The following is an 18,662-nucleotide window of genomic DNA, read 5'->3' as shown; positions in this document are numbered from 1 at the left end:
CCGGCACATATCCGCCCCGTTGGCACTCGCGTTTCGTGAGTGCCAGAAATCTGTAACACTGACTGAAAGAGGGACTTCGCAATGACTTTTCGTCCGTTGCATGACCGCGTCCTCGTGAAGCGCGTCGAGGCCGAGGAAAAGACGGCTGGCGGGATCATCATCCCCGACACCGCCAAGGAAAAGCCCCAGGAGGGCGAGGTCGTCGCCGTCGGCACTGGTACGCGCGCCGAGAACGGCACGATCACCCCGCTCGACGTCAAGGCCGGCGACAAGATCCTGTTCGGCAAATGGTCGGGCACCGAGGTCAAGGTCGACGGCGAAGACCTTCTTATCATGAAGGAAAGCGACATCCTCGGGATCGTCGGCTGACTTCGCGTCACACCTTCCTTGGTGTGACTTTTGTGAATTTCCAGACCAACTGAAAGGGTAGCCACCATGGCAGCCAAGGACGTAAAATTCGGCCGCGACGCGCGTGAGCGCATCCTCCGCGGCGTCGACATCCTCGCCGATGCGGTGAAGGTGACGCTTGGGCCGAAGGGCCGCAACGTCGTGATCGACAAGAGCTTCGGCGCACCGCGCATCACCAAGGACGGCGTCACCGTCGCCAAGGAGATCGAGCTCAAGGACAAGTTCGAGAACATGGGCGCGCAGATGGTGCGCGAAGTGGCCTCGAAGACCAACGACATCGCCGGCGACGGCACGACCACCGCGACCGTTCTGGCGCAGGCGATCGTCCGCGAGGGCATGAAGTCGGTGGCCGCCGGCATGAACCCGATGGACCTCAAGCGCGGCATCGACATCGCCGTCCTGAAGGTCGTCGAGGACATCAAGGCCCGCTCGAAGCCCGTCTCGGGTTCGTCGGAAGTCGCGCAGGTCGGCATCATCTCGGCCAACGGCGACCGTGAAGTCGGCGAGAAGATCGCGGAAGCGATGGAGAAGGTCGGCAAGGAAGGCGTGATCACCGTCGAAGAAGCGAAGGGTCTCGATTTCGAGCTCGACGTCGTCGAGGGCATGCAGTTCGACCGCGGCTATCTGTCGCCCTACTTCATCACCAACCCGGAGAAGATGACGGTCGAACTCAACGATCCGTACATCCTGATCCACGAGAAGAAGCTCAGCAACCTGCAGGCGATGCTCCCGATCCTGGAAGCCGTCGTCCAGTCGGGTCGCCCGCTGCTCATCATCGCCGAGGACATCGAGGGCGAGGCGCTCGCCACGCTCGTCGTCAACAAGCTGCGTGGCGGCCTCAAGGTCGCAGCGGTCAAGGCACCGGGCTTCGGCGATCGCCGCAAGGCGATGCTCGAGGACATCGCGATCCTGACCAAGGGCGAGATGATCTCGGAAGACCTCGGCATCAAGCTCGAGAACGTCACCGTCGGCATGCTCGGCACCGCCAAGCGCGTCACGATCGACAAGGACAACACCACCATCATCGACGGTGCGGGTGAAGCCGATGCGATCAAGGGCCGCACCGAGGCGATCCGTGCGCAGATCGAGAACACCACCAGCGACTACGACCGCGAGAAGCTCCAGGAGCGTCTCGCCAAGCTCGCCGGCGGCGTTGCGGTGATCAAGGTCGGTGGGTCGACCGAGGTCGAGGTCAAGGAGCGCAAGGACCGCGTCGACGACGCGCTGCACGCGACCCGCGCAGCGGTCGAAGAGGGCATCGTCCCCGGCGGCGGTACGGCGCTGCTGTACGCCACCAAGTCGCTCGACGGCCTGAAGGGCGTCAACGAGGACCAGACCCGCGGTATCGATATCGTCCGCAAGTCGCTGACGGCTCTGGTCCGCCAGATCGCGCAGAACGCCGGTCACGACGGTGCCGTCGTGTCGGGCAAGCTGCTCGACCAGAGCGACACGTCGTTCGGCTTCAACGCCTCGACCGACACGTATGAGAACCTGGTGGCCGCCGGCGTGATCGACCCGACCAAGGTCGTCCGCACCGCACTGCAGAACGCCGCTTCGGTGGCCGGCCTGCTGATCACCACGGAAGCGACCGTGTCCGAACTGCCCGAGGACAAGGCTCCGGCCATGCCCGGCGGTGGCGGCATGGGCGGCATGGGCGGCATGGACTTCTGATCCGGCATCGGGGCAGGCGCGGCCTGCCCCGGTTACGGCATCGGAACGCCCGGCGGGCCGGCCCGATCGGATCCGCCAGACGTCATGGTCTCTCGCCGTGACGGCGCTTTCCAGGCAACGACATACGAAAAGGGACCGCGCGGGCAACCGCCGGTCCCTTTTTGCATGCCGTCACCGTTAACCAAAAATACGCTGCATCGGGAGCACGGTGCCGCGCATGCCCCGCCTTGCCACCCCCGTCCTGCTGCTGCTCCTGCCGATCGCGGTGTTCCTCGCCTTCTTCCACCCGGCGATCCTCGACATCGGCAATCCGGGCTGGCTGATCAGGGGCACCGACAATGGCGAGAACGCGCTCGGCGCGCATGCCTATTGGCATGACCCGAGCGCCGGCGCGTCGCTACGGACCCATCTGCTCGACGCGCCGGAGGGCGTGTCGGTGCTGTTCACCGACAGCAACCCGCTGGTGACGCTCGCCGCGAAGCCGTTCGCAGGCCGGTTGCCTGCGGATGCGCAACTGGTCGGCCCGTTCCTCCTGTTGTGTTTGATCCTGCAGGCGGTCTTCGCCTGGCTGCTCCTCCGCCGTCATGCACCGGGACCAGTGGCGCTCTGGATCGGCGTCGCGCTGCTCGCCTTCCCGCCGACGCTGTTCAATCGCTATATCCACGTCAATCTGATGGCGCATTGGCTGATCCTGGCCGCGCTCTGGTTGTTCCTGCACCCCGTCCGGAGCCATCGCCTGCGCTGGTGGCTGCCTCTCATCGCCGTCGCGACGCTGATCCACAATTATCTCCTCGTCATGGTCGGCGCGATCTGGGCAACGACGCTGCTGGTGCGCTTTGCCGAAGGCACGCGCCGCGACCGGCTGGCGGTAGTGGGGGAGGGCATTGCCATCCTGCTGCTGGTTGCGTTGCTGGCCCGGTGGCTGGGCGTCGGGGGACAGCTGCCGGCGCCCGACTTCGGCCTCTACGCCATGCCGCTGGATGCGTTGTGGAACCCGGGCAGCAGTGGCTTCTCGAATGTCCTGCCCGCGCACGAGGCCGGTCCGGGGCGAAGTTTCGAAGGCTTCCAGTATCTCGGTGCCGGCGGGTTGCTGTTGATGGCGCTGGCGCTGGTCGTCGCGTGGCGGATGCCGGCCCCCGACGACGCGCGCGCGGTAGCGCAGCGGCTGCGTCACCTCGTCCCGGCGCTGATCGTGCTCACCACCCTCGCCGTCGCCCAATTGCCGCTGCCCGCGGAGATCAGGGGCCTGTTGCATACGGTGCGGGCGTCCGGCCGCATGTTCTGGCCCGTCGGCTATGTGATGGTGTTGATGGCGCTGCTCGCCATCTTTCGACTGCCGGCGCGGCGGGCGACGTTCGTGTTGATCGGTATCGTCGCGGTCCAGATCATCGACCTCGCCGCGATGGCCGGCACGATCCGCGCGCAGAGCCGCTCGGCCGGGGAGCATCGTCTCTACGTCCGTACGCTCGACCCTCGATGGGACGCGCTGATTGCCCGGTCGCGCAGCATCGCCTTCTTCCCCGCCGACGTGTTCGGCAACCTCGCGGTGTTCCAGGAGATCGCGTGGCGCGCCGCCAAGGCCGGCCGCCCGGTTGCCAACGTCTATGCCGCCCGTACCGACCGCGTCACCCTCGATCGCCTGCGCGCCGACGCCGCCGCCTTCGCGCGCGGCAAAGCGGTCGCCGGGCGTCTGTACGTCGTGCTCGACGACAGGCCGGTACCTGCGACGCTTGCCGCGCGGCGCCGTACGCTGGACGGCGTCCCGATAATCCTGCCCTAGACGCGCGGCTCGTCAGGCAACCCGGCGGCGTGCCGCTCGTTGCTCGCGGCATGAACCATGATGCCGATCGTCCCGCCGTTCCCGCCGATGGTGTGCTGCTCGGCTATGGGCCGATGGTGCCGCTGGTCGCCGCCGCCTTGGGGGCCTGGGTGATGCCGCCGCCGTGGCCGTTCTGGGCGGTGCAGCTCGGCATCATCTGGGGCGCACTCGTGCTCGCCTTCATCGCCGGTGTGCGCCGCGGATTCGGCTTCGGCTATCCGCGCGCGTCGAAGCCGGTCGAGATCGCGACCAGCATCGCCTATTTCACGCTCGCCGGTCTCGCGCTGGTGATCGGTCGTCCGTCGGGTGCGCTGCTGCCGCTGATCGTCGGCTATGTGCTCGCCGCATTGCTCGATCGCCGGGCGGCGCTCGCCGGCAATGCGCCCGCCTATTTCGCGACGTTGCGGCCCCGCCAGCTGCTGATCGGCGCGGCGGGGCTCGCCGGATTGTGGGCGTGGACGGTCGCCGCCTGAGCGCGACCGTCCGGTTTCGCATCAGTCGTTCTTCATCGCCGCGATCAGCTTCTTGACCTCCTGGCTGCGGCCGCGCGGCAGGATCATCACGTCGTTGCCGCTCGCCACCACGATCAGGTCGCTGATCCCGACCGCCGAGATGCGGATCCCGTCCGAGCGGATCAGGCAATCCTGCGTGTCGATCGCCAAGACCTCGCCACGATGCGCGTTGCCGCTCTCGTCACGCTCGCTGATCGCGTGCAGCGCGTCCCAGCTGCCGACGTCGCTCCAGCCCATCGCGACCGGCACCACCGCGACCCGCTCGGCGCGCTCCATCACCGCATAATCGATCGAATCGTCGGGCGACGCGCCGAACGCCTCGGCATCGGGGTAGATGCGGACGCCGTCACGCCGTGCCTTGGTCATCGCCTCCTGCGTCGCGGTGAGCATGCCGGGGGCATGTGCAGCGAGGGCGCCGAGAAAGATGTCGGCGCGGAACAGGAAGATGCCGCCGTTCCAGGCGTGATCGCCGGAAGCCAGCATCTCTTCGGCGCGCTCGCGGATCGGCTTCTCGACGAAGCGCGCGACGCGGTGGACGCCCGCGGCGAGCGGCTCGCCGACCTTGATCCAGCCATAACCGGTCTCGGGCGCGTCGGGGGTGATGCCGAAGGTGACCAGCCAGCCGTCGGCGACCAGCGGCATCGCCGCCTCGATCGCGGCGTGGAAGGCGGCGACGTCGGCGATGACGTGATCGGACGGCATCACCAGCAACGCCTCTTCACCCTTGGCGGCGAGCGCCGCGAGCGCGATCGCGGGCGCGGTGTTGCGCGCCACCGGTTCGAGGATCACCGCCTGCGGCGCCGCGCCCACCGCATGGAGCTGCTCGTCGATGTGATCGGCATGCCGCGCATTGGCGACTACGATCGGCGCCGCGAAGGCTTCGCCGTGCGCGCGCTTGGCGGTCAGCTGCAGCATGGTTTCCTCGGCGGTCAGCGCCAACAGCTGCTTGGGCATCTCGGGACGCGACATCGGCCACAAGCGGGTGCCGGACCCTCCGGAAAGGATCACAGGAACGATCGTCATGATGCGTGATAAACTCCTTGGGACGCGCACCCCTAACCGAAATGAAGCGCGCGCGAAACGATCCTTAAGGGCGCCTTCTTCAAGTTTTCTTTTCTTTTTTCTGCGACCTGCGGGATAGCTGTCGGAAAAGCTTACAGACCGGCATGGGAGGGTGCCCGCATGATCCGCCTGTTCAAGCATTATGTGCCCTATGCCGTGCTGCTGCTCGGCGTGGTCGATGCGCTGTTGCTGATGACCGCGGCGGAGCTTGGCTGGGTGATCCGCGCGCATCAGATCGGCATGCTGGTCCTGCCGGTGACCACCCGGCTGCCGCAATTGTTCGCCTTCGCCGCGGCGTTGCAGATCGCGTTGATCGCGGTGGGGGCCTATGGCGTCGGCTCGTTCCTGTCGCTGCGCTTCGCCGCGGCGCGGCTGGCGGTGGCGATCCTGATCGGCGTCGTCTTCCTGTCGATCCTGTTCTTCCTGATCCCGCCGGTGGCGCTGTGGCGCTCCAATCTCGCCTATGCGACGCTGATCGCCGCGGTGCTGCTGGTCGTGGTCCGCGCGATGCTCAACCGCACGCTCGGCGGCGATACGTTCAAGCGGCGGATCATCGTGCTCGGCGCCGGCCATCGCGCGGCGCGGATCGGCGCGCTGGCGGACCAGCCCGGCGCCAACGTCATCGTCGCGGGCTATGTCGCGATGGGCGAGGCCGATCCGGTGGTCGCGGGTGCCGTGCCGCGCGACACCATCCCCAACCTCGCCGCGCATGTCGTCGACCATGGCGCCGGCGAGGTGGTGCTGGCGCTGGAGGAGCGCCGCAACGCCTTGCCGCTCAAGGACCTGCTGCGCGTCCGCACCACCGGCGTCGCGGTCAGCGAGATTTCGACCTTCCTCGAACGCGAGACCGGGCGGATCGACCTCAATTCGGTCAATCCGTCGTGGCTGATCTTCTCCGACGGCTTCGCCTCGGGGCGGATGCTGTCGAGCGTGTTCAAGCGCGCCTTCGACATCGTCGCCAGCCTGCTGCTGCTGATCCTGACGCTGCCGCTGATCCTGCTCACCGCGCTGGCGATCAAGCTCGAATCGCGTGGGCCGGCTTTCTATCGCCAGCGCCGCATCGGCCTCTACAATCAGGGGTTCGACATCGTGAAGCTGCGCTCGATGCGCCAGGATGCCGAGGTCGCCGGCAAGGCGGTGTGGGCGGAGAAGGACGACCCGCGCATCACCCGCATCGGCCGCATCATCCGCCTCGTCCGGATCGACGAGCTGCCGCAGACCTGGGCGGTATTGAAAGGCGAGATGAGTTTCGTCGGGCCGCGCCCCGAACGGCCGCAGTTCGTCGACCAGCTCGAACAGCAGCTGCCCTTCTACGCCGAACGGCATATGGTGAAGCCGGGGATCACCGGCTGGGCGCAGATCAACTACCCCTATGGCGCGTCGATCGAGGATGCCCGCCACAAGCTGGAATACGACCTGTATTACGCGAAGAACTATTCGCCGTTCCTCGACATGCTGATCCTGCTGCAGACGCTGCGGGTGGTGCTGTGGCCGGCGGGGGCGCGCTGAGCCGATGGCGGCACTGATCCTCTGGGGCCATGCGCTGGCGGCACTGGCATTCGGCCTGCTCGCGCTCGGCGCGCTGCGCCGGCAGGGCCTGGGGGCTGGCGTGGGGGCGGCGCGCAACGGGCTGACGCTCGCCTGCATCCTGACCGCTCTATGGGCGCTGGCGGTGGCGGGGATCGGCGCGGACGACGTCGCCGCGCGGCTCGGCGAAACGCTGCGTAACCTCGTCTGGCTGGCGGTGCTGCTCGCACTGGTGCGGCGGGGGCGGAGCGGCAGCGTCGCGCTCTACGCCGTCTATCTGGTCGCCGCGACGATCACCGCCGCGGCCGGGCTGCTCGCGATCCTCGACACGCTGCCGCTCGCCCGCGATGCGCTGGCGGCGATCGAGGCGCTGCGGCTGATCGCGGCGATGCTCGCGGCGGTCGCCGGCCTGATGCTCGCGCATCAGGTCGCCGCCGGCAGCGCGTCGCGCGCCACCGGGCCGGCGATACCGGTCGCAATCGCGCTCGGCGGGATGTGGGGTGTCGACCTGCTCGTCGCGATGCTGGGCTACGGCTTCGATGCCGTGCCGCCCGCCGCGCTCGCCCTGCGCGGCTTCGTCGTCACCGGTGTCGCGCTAGTCCTCGCCACCCGCCGCAGCGCGCGCAGCCTCGCGGTGTCGCACGGCATCGTGCTGCGCTTCGTCTCGGTGGCGGCGGTGCTGCTCTATGCGGCCTTCACCATCCTGCTGACCCGGATCGCCGACCATTATGCCGGCAGCACGGTGCGCATCGTGCAGACCGCGATCGTGCTCGGCGCGACCACCGCGCTGATGACGTTGCTGTCGACGCCGTGGCTGCGCGCCTGGCTCAAGGTGAAGGTCGCCAAGCATTTCTTCCGCCATCGCTACGATTATCGCGCCGAATGGCAGCGGTTCACCGCGACGCTGGGCACGCCGGGGGCGGGCGCCGATCCGCTCGACCTGCGCATCGTCCGCGCGATCGCCGACCTGACCGGTTCGCCGGCGGGCGTGCTGCTGGAGCCCGACGGCAGCGGCCTCGCCCCCGGCGCCGCATGGCACTGGCGCGAGGCGGGGACCACCGATGCGGCGCTGCGCGACCATCTCGCCGCCAGCGCGCGCATCGTCGAGCTCGACCAGGTCCGTCGCGGCGCGGCGCCGGCCGAGGAGGCGGCGGCGATCCCGCAGTGGATAGGCGACCATGCCGAAGCTTGGGCGCTGGTGCCGCTGATCCACGGCACCAGCCTGATCGGCGTCATCCTGCTCGCCCGCCCGCCGTATGAACGGCCGCTCGACTGGGAGGACCTCGACCTGCTCCGCGTCGCCGGGCGGCAGGCGGCAAGCTATCTCGCCGAGGATCGCGCGCATGCCGCGCTCGCCGACGCCGCGCGCTTCGACGAGTTCAACCGCCGCTTCGCGTTCATCATCCACGACATCAAGAATCTGGTCAGCGGCCTCAGCCTCGTCGCGCGCAACGCCGAGCGGCACGCCGACAATCCCGCATTCCGCGCCGACATGGTCGAGACGCTGAAGGACTCCGCCGCCCGCATGAACGCCTTGCTCGCCCGACTGTCGCAACACCATCGCGCGACACCCGAACCGCTCCAGCCGGTCGACCTCGCCGGCCTCGCACTGCGGCTCGCCGCCGGACGCCGCGCCCAGCATCCGGTGCGCGTCGCGGGGCAGGGGACGGCGCTCGCCCAGCCTGGCCGGCTCGAGCAACTGCTCGGCCACCTGCTTCAGAATGCCATCGAGGCGAGCCCGGCCACCGCGACCATCGACCTCGTCGCCGGCACGATCGGCGACGGCGCGTTTATCGACGTGATCGACGCCGGCTGCGGGATGAGCGCCGCCTTCGTCCGCGACCAATTGTTCCGGCCCTTCGCCTCGTCCAAGCCCGCCGGCTTCGGCATCGGTGCCTATGAGGCGCGGCACCTCGCCGAGGAGATGGGCGGCCGGCTCGACGTGACCAGCCGCGAAGGCGAGGGGAGCCGCTTCCGCCTGACCCTCCCCGCCGCGCCCGCGCTGGAGCATGCCGCATGACCGACAAGCCCGTCCTGCTGATCGTCGAGGACGATCTCGCGCTCCAGCGCCAGCTCCGCTGGGCCTATGAGGGCTATGAGATCGTCGGCGCCGCCACCCGCGCCGAAGCGATCGAGGCACTGCGCAGCCGCGAGCCCGCGGTGGTGACGCTCGACCTCGGCCTGCCGCCCGATCCGGACGGTACCAGCGAAGGGTTCGCGACGCTCGCCGAGATGCTGGCGCTCAAGCCCGCGACCAAGATCATCGTCGCCTCGGGCCACGGCGCCCGCGACAGCGCGTTGCGCGCGATCGCACTCGGCGCCTGGGATTTCTACGCCAAGCCGATCGACATCGACGCGCTGGGCCTGATCGTCGCCCGCGCCTTCCACGTCCATGCGCTGGAGGCGGAGAACCGCCGCCTCGCCGCGCGCGAGACGGCGGCGGCCGGATTCGGCGGATTGATCTACGCCTCGGACGAGATGGCGAAGGTGGTGCGCACGATCGAGCGCGTCGCGCCCGCCGATGTTTCGGTGATGCTGCTCGGTGCGAGCGGGACGGGCAAGGAACTGCTCGCCCGCGGCATCCATGATCATTCGCCGCGCCGCCGTGGCGAGTTCGTCGCGATCAACTGCGCCGCCATTCCCGAGACGTTGCTCGAAAGCGAATTGTTCGGCCACGAAAAGGGCGCGTTCACCGGTGCGGTCAAGACGACGCCGGGCAAGATCGAACAGGCGGCGGGCGGCACCCTGTTCCTTGACGAGATCGGCGACGTGCCGCTGCCGTTGCAGGTCAAGCTGCTGCGCTTCCTGCAGGAGCGCGTCATCGAGCGGATCGGCGGGCGCAAGCCGATCCCGGTCGACACCCGCATCGTCTGCGCGACGCATCAGGACCTCGGCACGATGGTCGCCGACGGACGCTTCCGCGACGATTTGTATTACCGCCTCGCCGAGATCGTCGTGCGTATCCCCGGCCTCGCCGAGCGGCCGGGCGACGCCAGCCTGCTCGCCCGCGCCTTCGTCCGGTTCCACGCCGCGGCGATGAACCCCGCCGTCACCGGCCTCGCGCCCGATGCGCTGGCGGCGATCGACGCCTGGGGCTGGCCGGGCAACGTTCGCGAACTGGAGAACCGGATCAAGCGCGCGGTCATCATGGCCGACGGCAAATCGGTGACCGCCGCCGATCTCGATCTCGACGCGACCGCGGCCGATGCGCTGCCGCTCAACCTGCGCAGCGCGCGCGAGACGGCGGACCGCAAGGCGATCCGTCAGGCGCTGGCGCAGGCCGACGGCAATATCTCCGGCGCGTCGCGGCTGCTCGGGGTCAGTCGGCCGACGCTGTACGATCTGCTCAAGAGCTATGATCTGCATGGCTGATCGCCGCTATCCCCTGCTGCCCGGCAAGCGCCGCCGGCGGATCGTCTGGCCGCGCCCGCGCCGTCGGCAGGTGATCGCGCTCGTCGTGCTCGCACTGGTCGCGGCGCTTGTCGCGCTGCTGGTGCTGCGTCCCGCGCCGCGGATCGACCCCGCCGTGGCGCTGCGTGACGCCGGCACCGCTTATCGCATCGGCAATTACAGCGCCGCCCGCAACCATGCGCTCGCCGCGCTCGCCGGCGCGCCCGGATCGCGACCGGCGATGCTGCTGCTCGCCCGCGCCTATCTACGGCTCGGCGACGGCGTCGCGGCGGAGGGGGCGTTGAGCCGTGCCCGCGCGCTGCGCATCGCGCCCGCCGACATCGCCGGCCTGCGCGCGCAGGCCCGCTTCCTCCAGTCCGACTGGCAAGGGGCGATCGACACCGCCGCGCGCGCGCCGGCCGGCGACGGCGAGGCGATCCGCGCCCGCGCCCGCGCGCTGGCGATGCAGGGCGACAGCGGCACCGCCGCACAGGCGCTCGCCGGTCTGCTCCAACGTACGCCGCGCGACGCCGCCGCCTGGACCGATCTCGGTCGCATCCGCCTCGACGCCGGCGAGATCGTCGCGGCCGCCGATGCCGCGACGCGGGCGCAGCGGCTCGCGCCGGGCGATCCGGTCGCGCTCGCCTTGCAGGCCGAGATCGTCCGCACCCGCTATGGCCCGGTCGCCGCGCTGCCCTGGTTCGAGGCCGCGCTGGAGCGCGACGCTTATTATCACCCGGCGCTGATCGAATATGCCGCGACGCTCGGCGAGGTCGGGCGCAACGCCGATATGCTCGATGCCACCCGCCGCGCGCTCGCCGCGCGGCCGGGCAGTCCGCAGGCCTTCTACCTTCAGGCGGTGATTGCCGCGCGTGCCGGGCGCGGCGAGCTGGCGCGCGATCTGCTCCAGCGCGCCGGCGACGGCATCGGCGCTTTGCCCGGTGCGGCACTGCTCGGTGGCGGTCTCGATTTCGCGCGCGGCCAGACCGAACGCGCGATCGGGACTTGGCGGCAGCTCGCGGCGGATCAGCCGATGAACGTCGCAGTCCGCCGGTTGCTCGGCGCGGCGCTGCTACGGTCGGGCGATGCGCAGGGTGCCCTCGACCAGTTGCAGCCGATCGCGCTGCGTGACGATGCCGACGGCTATACGCTGACCCTCGTCGCCCGCGCCTTCGAGGCGACCGGGGACCGCGTCGCCGCGGCGCGTTATCTCGATCGTGCCGCGGCCGGTGCGCATGGCGGCCCCGCCGCCTTCGCCAGCGACGACGATCCCGCCGCGCTGCTCGCCGATGCGCGCGAGGACCCGACCGATCCCAATTACCTGCTCGGCGTCATCCGCGCTCAGCTCGGTCGCGGCGATACCGCCGGTGCGATCGCGCGCGCGCGCGGCCTCGCCGCCGCCAGCCCGGGCGCGCCCGCCGCGCAGACCGTCCTGGGCGACGCGCTCGCGATCGGCGGCCGCTTCGCCGAGGCGGCGCAGGTCTATGCGCGCGCCGCCAGCCTCGCCTTCGACGAACCGACGATGCTGCGGCTGGTCGATGCCTGGGGCCGGGCGGGTCGCCCGCGCGAGGCGGCGGCGGCGCTGTCGCTCTACCTCGGCCAGAACCCGCAAAGCCTGTCCGGCCGCCGCATCCTCGGCCATTGGCAGGTCCGCAACGGCGAGACGGACGCGGCGATCGAGACGCTGGAGAGCGTCCGCCGCATGGGCGGCAATCGCGACGCCGCGCTGCTCGCCGATCTCGCTTTGGCCTATGCCGGCGGCGGCGCGGATGCGGACGCGGCGGTGGCGCGCAGCTACGGCCGTGCCGCCTATCGGCTCGCGCCGATGAACGCCGGCGTATGCGACGCTTATGCGGTGGCGCTCGCCGAGGCGGGCGATCTGGCGGGGGCACGGCAGCTCGCCGCCAAGGCAGTCGTGCTCGCCCCCGGCGACCCGGTAATCGCCACGCATGCCCGCCGGATCGCCGCCTGATCGCCCCCTTGATCGCTTGCGCCGACGGAGTGGCGCGGTCATCACCGCGGCATGACCGATCCCCTGGACCGTATCGCCGCGGCGCTCGACCGCCTCGTTCCGCCGCCGCCCGCCAGCGACGATCCGCAGGCGCACCCCGCTTATGTCTGGCGCGATGGCGCGCTGGTCGCCGCGCGTGCCTTCACGCCGCTGCCGCTCGACCTGCTGATCCGCGTCGACCGCCAGCGCGACGCCTTGGTCGAGAATCTGCGCCGCCTCGCCGCCGGTGCCGCGGCGCAGGACGTGCTGCTGTGGGGCGCGCGCGGCACCGGCAAGTCGGCGCTGGTCAAGGCCGCGATCGGCGCGGTGCAGGGCGAGGGCGGCGGGATCGCGCTGGTCGAGGTCGCCGCGCTCGACACGCTGCCGCAGCTGTTCACGCTGCTCGCGCCGATCCCGCGTGCGTTCGCCTTGTTCCTCGACGACCTCGGCATCGACTTGCCCGCCGAGGCGCGCATGCTGCGCTCCCTGCTGGAAGGCGGTGCGGAGGCGCGTCCGGACAACGTGCGGCTGCTGGTCACCGCCAACCGTCGCCATCTCGTGGTGCGTGACATCGCCGAGCAGGATGGCGCGATCAACCCGCGCGACAGTATCGACGACCAGCTCGCGCTCGCCGACCGGTTCGGCCTCAGCCTCGGCTTCCACGCACTCGATCAGGACGATTATTGCGCGATCGTCGCGGCTTATGCGGCGCGATACGAATTGCCTTTCGACGCGGCGGAAGCGATCAACTGGGCGACGCGCCGCGGCAGCCGGTCGGGCCGGGTCGCCTGGCAATATGTTACCGAGCTTGCAGGCCGGGCAGGGCGAAGCTTGCGCGAGATCAGGTAAAAGCTTTGTCAATCATGTGGCAAAGTGCTTGACAGCATAGAGCCGTAACGGCTCAGTCCGCGCGTGTCGCGGCTGAGTGAACTCGATCTGACTATACGCCTCGCGCCTGCGGTGCCGCGGGCCGTGACGCAGGTGTCGGTCGGGCTGTTCACCGCGGCGACCGCGATCTTGTTCTACACTGCGCTCGATCGACTGACCGTCGGGGATGGCGCGCCTTTCGCCTTGTGCTTCCCGGCGATGATGCTCGCGACCTTGTTCGCGCGCTGGCCGGCCGGCGCGCTCTCCGGATTGGTCGGCATCGTCTACGCTTGGGCCTATGCCTTTCCCGCCACCGCGGGTTTCCGCATCCCAGATCGCAACGCCGCGGTGACGCTCGGCTTCATCGTCGTCGCGGCGGTGATCACGGTCGCTACCGCCGAACTGTTCCGCCGTGCGGTTCGGCGCGCGACGATGGAGCGGGATCAGGAGATCGCCGATCGCGACCTGCTGCTGCAGGAGATCGACCATCGCATGAAGAACAATTTCGCGATCGTCACGTCGATCCTCGACATCCAGCGCCGCCGGGCCGACGGCGATGCGGCGGAGGCGCTCGGCGCCGCGCTCAACCGCGTCGAGAGCATCGCGCGGGCCCACCGCCACCTGTATCGCGGCGCCGGGCAGGGCGATGCGGTGCAGATGCGCGGTTATCTCGGCGATCTTTGCTCGGCGCTGTCGGACGCGCTTTTGCTGCGCGGCGGCATCTCGCTGGTCTGTTCGAGCGACGAGGTCGAAGTGCCGCGCGACCGCGCGGTGTCGATCGGCCTCGTCGTCAACGAGCTGGTCACCAACGCCGCCAAACACGCCTTCGGCGGTCGGGCCGGCGGCACGATCACCGTCGGCTTCCGGCAGCGGCCCGGCGGCTGCACGCTGATCGTCAGCGACGACGGCGTCGGCATGCCCGCCGCCGCCGCGCCGACCGGCATCGACCACGGCCTGGGCTCGCGCCTCATCCCGGCGTTCGCACGGCAGGCGGGCGGCACGCTCGCCACCGAAAGCGGCCCGGACGGCACCACGGTGACGATGGACCTGCCGGCCTAGCCGAGCCCCTCGACCTGTTCGGCGAGTTCCAGCCAGCGCATCTCGGCAGCGTCCTTCTCCTCCCGCGCCGCATCGATCGCCGCGGTCAGCGCGGCGAAGCGCTTGGGATCGCGCACGTATAGCGCGGGATCGGCGAGCAGCGCCTCGTCGCGCGCGATCGCCGCGTCGATCGCCTCGATCCGCGCCGGCAACTGGTCGTAGTCGCGCTGGTCCTTGTAGGTCAGCTTGGTCTTCGCCTGCGCCGGGGGAGGGGGCGCGGCCTTGGACGCCGATGCCTTCTTCGTCTCGGCCGGTTTCTTGCGCTGCCGCTCCCAATCCTCATAGCCGCCGGCGACGACATCGACCGTCCCGGAACCGTCGAGCCCCAGCGTCACCGTCACCGTCCGGTCGAGGAAGTCGCGATCGTGGCTGACGATCAGCACCGTGCCGCCGTAATCGGCGATCACCTCCTGCAACAGGTCGAGCGTCTCGAGATCAAGGTCGTTGGTCGGCTCGTCGAGCACCAGCAGGTTCGATTCGCGTGCGAACTCGCGCGCCAGCAGCAGCCGCGAGCGCTCGCCGCCCGACAGCGTGCCAACCTTCGCCTCCGCAAGGCTGGGATCGAACAGGAACTCCTTGAGATAGCCGTGGATATGCTTGCGCACGCCCAGCACGTCGATCCAGTCGCCGCCGTCCGCCAGCACCTCGCGCACCGTCTTGGTCGGCGCCATCAGGCTGCGCTGCTGGTCGATGATCACGCCGTCCAGCGTCTTGGCGAGCTTCACCTCGCCCTGGTCGGGCTGCAACTCGCCGGTCAGCAGCTTGAGCAGCGTCGTCTTGCCCGCGCCGTTGCGCCCGACGATGCCGATCCGGTCGCCGCGCGTCACGCGCAGGTTGAGGTCGCGGATGATGGTGCGGTCACCATAGCTCTTGGTGGCGTGCTTGACGTCGATGACCACCTTGGTCTTGCTGTCGTCGGACGCCGTGACGAGGTTCGCCGAGCCCTGCGGCCCCATCATCGCGGCGCGCTCGGCGCGCATGTCCTTGAGCTTGGCGAGCCGCCCCTGATTGCGCCGCCGCCGGCCGGTGACGCCGCGCTGCAACCAATGCTCCTCGATCTTGAGCTTGGCGTCGAGCCGCTGCGCGTTGCGCTCCTCCTCAGCATAGACCTGTTCGGTCCACGCCTCGAACCCGCCGAAGCCGATCTCGGCGCGGCGGATCGAGCCGCGGTCCATCCACAAGGTCTGCTTGGTCAGCCGGGTGAGGAAAGTCCGATCGTGGCTGATGACGACGAACGCGCCGCGGAACCGTCCCAGCCAGTCCTCCAGCCAGTCGATCGCGGCGATGTCGAGATGGTTGGTCGGCTCGTCGAGCAGCAGCACGTCGGGGTCCTGCGCCAGCGCGCGGACGATCGCCGCGCGCCGCCGCTCGCCACCCGAAGCCGACGCGGATGCGCGCGACAGGTCGATGCCGAGCTGGTCGGCGATCGCATCGGCCTCGTGCCGCTCGGGCGCATCCGTGCCGCCGAGCACGTAATCGGCGAGCGTCGCGCAGCCGGCGAGGCTCGGCTCCTGTTCGAGCAGCACGACGCGGGTGCCGGGCACGATGACGCGCCGGCCTTCGTCGCTGTCGATCAGCCCGCCGATCAGTTTGAGCAAGGTCGTCTTGCCCGCGCCGTTGCGCCCGATCAGCGCCAGCCGGTCGCGCGCGCCGATGTGGATGTCGAGGTGGCGGAACAGCCAGCCGTGGCCCTGGATCACGCCAAGGTCTTCGTACGCAAGGATTGGGGCAGCCATGGCCGGCGCAGGTAGGGGGCCGGAGCGCCCGCGGCAAGCGCGCCCGCGCCCGCCACCGGGAACCAGCATCGCTCCCAATGCTTTGCGACTGCTCCATTCACAGGCTGTTCAATGCCTTCCGCCTATGCCAGTCCTCATGAAGATGGTCGTGCCCCTCATGTTATTCGCGATGGTCGCCGCAATGTCTCCCGCCGTCGCGCAGGCACCGGACCAGCGTCGCAGCGATCAGGCGCGCGCCTATGACGCCCGCCGCAAGGGCGAGGTGCTCTCGCCGCGCGCGATCGAGGCCCGCGTCATCCCGACGATGAAAGGCTATGAATATCTCGGCTTCGACCTCGATTTCAGCACCGCGGTTTACACGCTGAAATTCATGCGCGATGGCGTCGTCGTCTGGGTCGATGTCGATGGCCGCTCGGGCCAGATCATCGGCCGCACCGGAAATTAAGGGGGATCACATGCGCGTTCTGATCGTCGAGGACGAGCCGAATCTCGGCCAGCAGCTCAAGAACACCCTCGAAGGCGCGGGCTATGCCATCGATCTCGCCACCGACGGCGAGGAAGGGCATTTCCTCGGCTCGACCGAGAATTACGATGCGATCGTGCTCGACCTCGGCCTGCCGGAGATCGACGGGCTGACCGTGCTCGACCGCTGGCGCAAGGAGGGCAAGACGATGCCCGTCCTCGTCCTCACCGCGCGCGACAGCTGGTCGGACAAGGTGGCAGGGCTTGATGCCGGCGCCGACGATTACGTCGCCAAGCCGTTCCAGACCGAGGAACTGATCGCCCGTCTGCGCGCGCTTATCCGCCGCGCCTCGGGCAATGCCTCGTCGGAGCTGACCGCGGGCGACGTCCGCCTCGACACCCGCTCGGGCAAGGTCACCAAGGCCGGCGAGCCGGTCAAGCTCACCGCGCAGGAATACAAGCTGCTCAGCTACCTGCTCCACCACAAGGGCAAGGTGGTCAGCCGCACCGAGCTAATCGAACATATCTACGATCAGGATTTCGATCGCGATTCGAACACGATCGAGGTGTTCGTCACGCGCATCCGCAAGAAGCTGGGACAGGACGTGATCACCACGATCCGCGGCCTCGGCTACAGCCTCGAAGATCCCGACGCCTGATCCGTCGATCGGATCGGGTCTTACCGTCATGGACGCGCCACCGCTCGCCGAAGCCCCGCCGCGCCAACGTGCGGCGACGACGGGATCGCTGTCGCGGCGGATGATCCTGATTGCCGCGGCGTGGATCGGGCTGCTGTTGTTCGGAGGGGGCTTCGCGCTCGACCGCGTGCTCAGCAACGCGGTGACGAACAACTTCGATACGCAGATGCAGTACGTGCTGCGCTCGTTGCTGGCCTCTGCGATGATCGACCCGGAAGGCGACGTCTATTTCAGCCGTCAGGCTGCCGCTGATCAACGCTTCATCGAACCCAATTCCGGCCTTTACTGGCAGGTTTCGGCGCCGGGGGTATCGGTCCAGAACGCCTTTACCTCGCGATCTCTCTGGGACCGCCGACTGGGGTTCGGTGGCAGTCACGATGACCGCAACGTCCACATTTACGACAGCAAGCAATTCCCCGACGAGACTTTGCGGATCGTCGAGCGGGACGCACAGATTCCCGGATCTAAGGTCCATTGGCGGTTTCAGGTCGCGCAGAGCCGCGGTGAACTCGACGCCCAGATCGCCGTTCTCCGCCGCACGCTGATCCGCAGCTTCGCGCTGCTCGGGCTCGGGCTGATCGTGCTCGTCTGGTTGCAGACCTTCTACGGTCTCTGGCCGCTGCGCCGGGTGCGCGACGAGATCGCGCGGATGCGCGCCGGCCAGTCGAACCGCATCTCCACCGCGATGCCCGACGAGGTCGCGCCGATGGTGGAGGAATTGAATGCGCTGATCGAGCATAACGAACGCCAGGCGGAGGAGGCGCGGCGCCACGCCGGCAACCTCGCCCATGCGCTCAAGACGCCGCTCACCGTCATCATGAACGCCGCCACCGCGCAATCGGACGATCTCGCCGATACGGTGATCCGCGAGGCGCGGACGATGCGACGGCAGGTCGACCATCACCTCGCCCGCGCCCGCGCCGTCGGTCGCCGCGGCTCGGCGCACAGCCGTGCCGAGGTGTGGCCGAGCCTCGAATCGGTCGAGCGCGCGGTCGGCCGGCTCTATCGGCACGTCCGCATCGACGTCACCGGTCCCCGCGACCTGCAGGTCCATGTCGAGCGCCAGGACCTCGACGAGATGCTCGGCAATCTGATCGAGAATGCCGCAAAATACGGCGGCGGCAGCGTCTTCGTTACCGTCGGCGCCGAAGCCGGCTTCGTCGAGCTGCTGATCGAGGACGACGGGCTTGGCATCCCCGAGGAAGATCGGGTGCGCATCTTCGACCGCGGCGTGCGGCTGGACACCGGCAAGCCGGGGACCGGGCTCGGCCTCGCGATCGTCCGCGACGTCGCGGAGATCTACGGCGGCACGGTCAGTCTCGAGGAGAGCGAGGATCTCGGCGGCCTGATGGTCCGGCTGCGCCTGCCCGCGGCGGGGTGAGTGGATGCGGTTGGTTCGGCTCCCCGGACTGGTTCGCAATC

The 18,662-nt window shown here is 69.2% G+C and carries 15 protein-coding genes; 13 read left to right on the top strand and 2 right to left on the bottom strand.

Features of this window, described 5'->3' with window-relative positions; translation table 11 throughout:
• Positions 1-81: 81 nt before the first annotated feature.
• The 4 genes from groES (at position 82) to AC07UH_RS14835 (ending at position 4,371) form a co-directional block, all read left to right on the top strand.
• A complete protein-coding gene (groES, locus tag AC07UH_RS14850) occupies positions 82-369 on the top strand; it encodes a co-chaperone GroES (RefSeq protein WP_038661992.1) in 288 nt (95 codons plus the stop codon).
• Between the two features lie 66 nt (positions 370-435).
• Positions 436-2,079: a chaperonin GroEL gene (groL, locus tag AC07UH_RS14845; RefSeq protein WP_495180861.1), complete on the top strand. Its 1,644-nt coding sequence runs from the start codon at positions 436-438 to the stop codon at positions 2,077-2,079.
• Between the two features lie 217 nt (positions 2,080-2,296).
• Positions 2,297-3,859, top strand: a complete 1,563-nt coding sequence (locus AC07UH_RS14840; RefSeq protein WP_495180860.1) for a DUF6311 domain-containing protein — start codon at positions 2,297-2,299, stop codon at positions 3,857-3,859.
• A gap of 29 nt (positions 3,860-3,888) precedes the next feature.
• Positions 3,889-4,371 (top strand): DUF3429 domain-containing protein, encoded by a 483-nt coding sequence (locus AC07UH_RS14835; protein WP_495180859.1) that lies wholly within the window; start codon positions 3,889-3,891, stop codon positions 4,369-4,371.
• A gap of 21 nt (positions 4,372-4,392) precedes the next feature.
• Here the strand turns inward: AC07UH_RS14835 and AC07UH_RS14830 are convergent, their stop codons facing one another.
• On the bottom strand, positions 4,393-5,433 hold the full coding sequence (locus tag AC07UH_RS14830; protein WP_137897688.1) for a mannose-1-phosphate guanylyltransferase/mannose-6-phosphate isomerase: 1,041 nt from the start codon (positions 5,431-5,433) through the stop codon (positions 4,393-4,395).
• Positions 5,434-5,592: 159 nt separating this feature from the next.
• Here AC07UH_RS14830 and AC07UH_RS14825 point away from each other — a divergent pair, with 159 nt between their 5' ends.
• The 6 genes from AC07UH_RS14825 (at position 5,593) to AC07UH_RS14800 (ending at position 14,305) form a co-directional block, all read left to right on the top strand.
• The gene (locus AC07UH_RS14825; RefSeq protein ID WP_038661982.1) at positions 5,593-6,981 is read left to right on the top strand and encodes a TIGR03013 family XrtA/PEP-CTERM system glycosyltransferase; all 1,389 of its coding nucleotides are present in this window, start codon (positions 5,593-5,595) and stop codon (positions 6,979-6,981) included.
• A gap of 4 nt (positions 6,982-6,985) precedes the next feature.
• Positions 6,986-9,019, top strand: coding sequence for an XrtA/PEP-CTERM system histidine kinase PrsK (gene prsK / locus AC07UH_RS14820; protein WP_495180858.1), 2,034 nt, complete (start codon positions 6,986-6,988; stop codon positions 9,017-9,019).
• A complete protein-coding gene (gene prsR, locus AC07UH_RS14815; RefSeq protein WP_495180857.1) occupies positions 9,016-10,371 on the top strand; it encodes a PEP-CTERM-box response regulator transcription factor in 1,356 nt (451 codons plus the stop codon). The genes prsK and prsR overlap by 4 nt, the downstream gene beginning before the upstream one ends.
• Positions 10,364-12,361, top strand: a complete 1,998-nt coding sequence (locus AC07UH_RS14810) for a tetratricopeptide repeat protein (RefSeq protein WP_495180856.1) — start codon at positions 10,364-10,366, stop codon at positions 12,359-12,361. The genes prsR and AC07UH_RS14810 overlap by 8 nt, the downstream gene beginning before the upstream one ends.
• A gap of 51 nt (positions 12,362-12,412) precedes the next feature.
• Positions 12,413-13,228 carry a DUF815 domain-containing protein gene (locus tag AC07UH_RS14805; RefSeq protein ID WP_495180855.1) on the top strand — a complete coding sequence of 272 codons (816 nt, stop codon included), beginning with the start codon at positions 12,413-12,415 and terminating at the stop codon, positions 13,226-13,228.
• A 63-nt stretch (positions 13,229-13,291) separates the two neighbouring features.
• Positions 13,292-14,305: a sensor histidine kinase gene (locus AC07UH_RS14800; protein ID WP_495180854.1), complete on the top strand. Its 1,014-nt coding sequence runs from the start codon at positions 13,292-13,294 to the stop codon at positions 14,303-14,305.
• Here the strand turns inward: AC07UH_RS14800 and AC07UH_RS14795 are convergent.
• Positions 14,302-16,080, bottom strand: coding sequence for an ABC-F family ATP-binding cassette domain-containing protein (locus AC07UH_RS14795; RefSeq protein WP_495180853.1), 1,779 nt, complete (start codon positions 16,078-16,080; stop codon positions 14,302-14,304). The genes AC07UH_RS14800 and AC07UH_RS14795 overlap by 4 nt on opposite strands.
• A 142-nt stretch (positions 16,081-16,222) precedes the next feature.
• Here AC07UH_RS14795 and AC07UH_RS14790 point away from each other — a divergent pair, with 142 nt between their 5' ends.
• From AC07UH_RS14790 to AC07UH_RS14780, 3 genes are read left to right on the top strand one after another with little or no spacing between them, the layout of a single operon-like run.
• Complete coding sequence (locus tag AC07UH_RS14790) at positions 16,223-16,525, top strand: hypothetical protein (RefSeq protein WP_495189881.1); 303 nt, start codon at positions 16,223-16,225, stop codon at positions 16,523-16,525.
• Between the two features lie 10 nt (positions 16,526-16,535).
• A complete protein-coding gene (locus AC07UH_RS14785; RefSeq protein ID WP_037533025.1) occupies positions 16,536-17,201 on the top strand; it encodes a response regulator transcription factor in 666 nt (221 codons plus the stop codon).
• A gap of 28 nt (positions 17,202-17,229) precedes the next feature.
• The gene (locus tag AC07UH_RS14780; RefSeq protein WP_495180852.1) at positions 17,230-18,621 is read left to right on the top strand and encodes a sensor histidine kinase; all 1,392 of its coding nucleotides are present in this window, start codon (positions 17,230-17,232) and stop codon (positions 18,619-18,621) included.
• Positions 18,622-18,662 lie beyond the last annotated feature (41 nt).

The sequence above is a fragment of the Sphingomonas sp. GW821-FHT04B01 genome (assembly GCF_059420425.1).
This window is presented reverse-complemented; position numbering and strand designations above follow the sequence as displayed.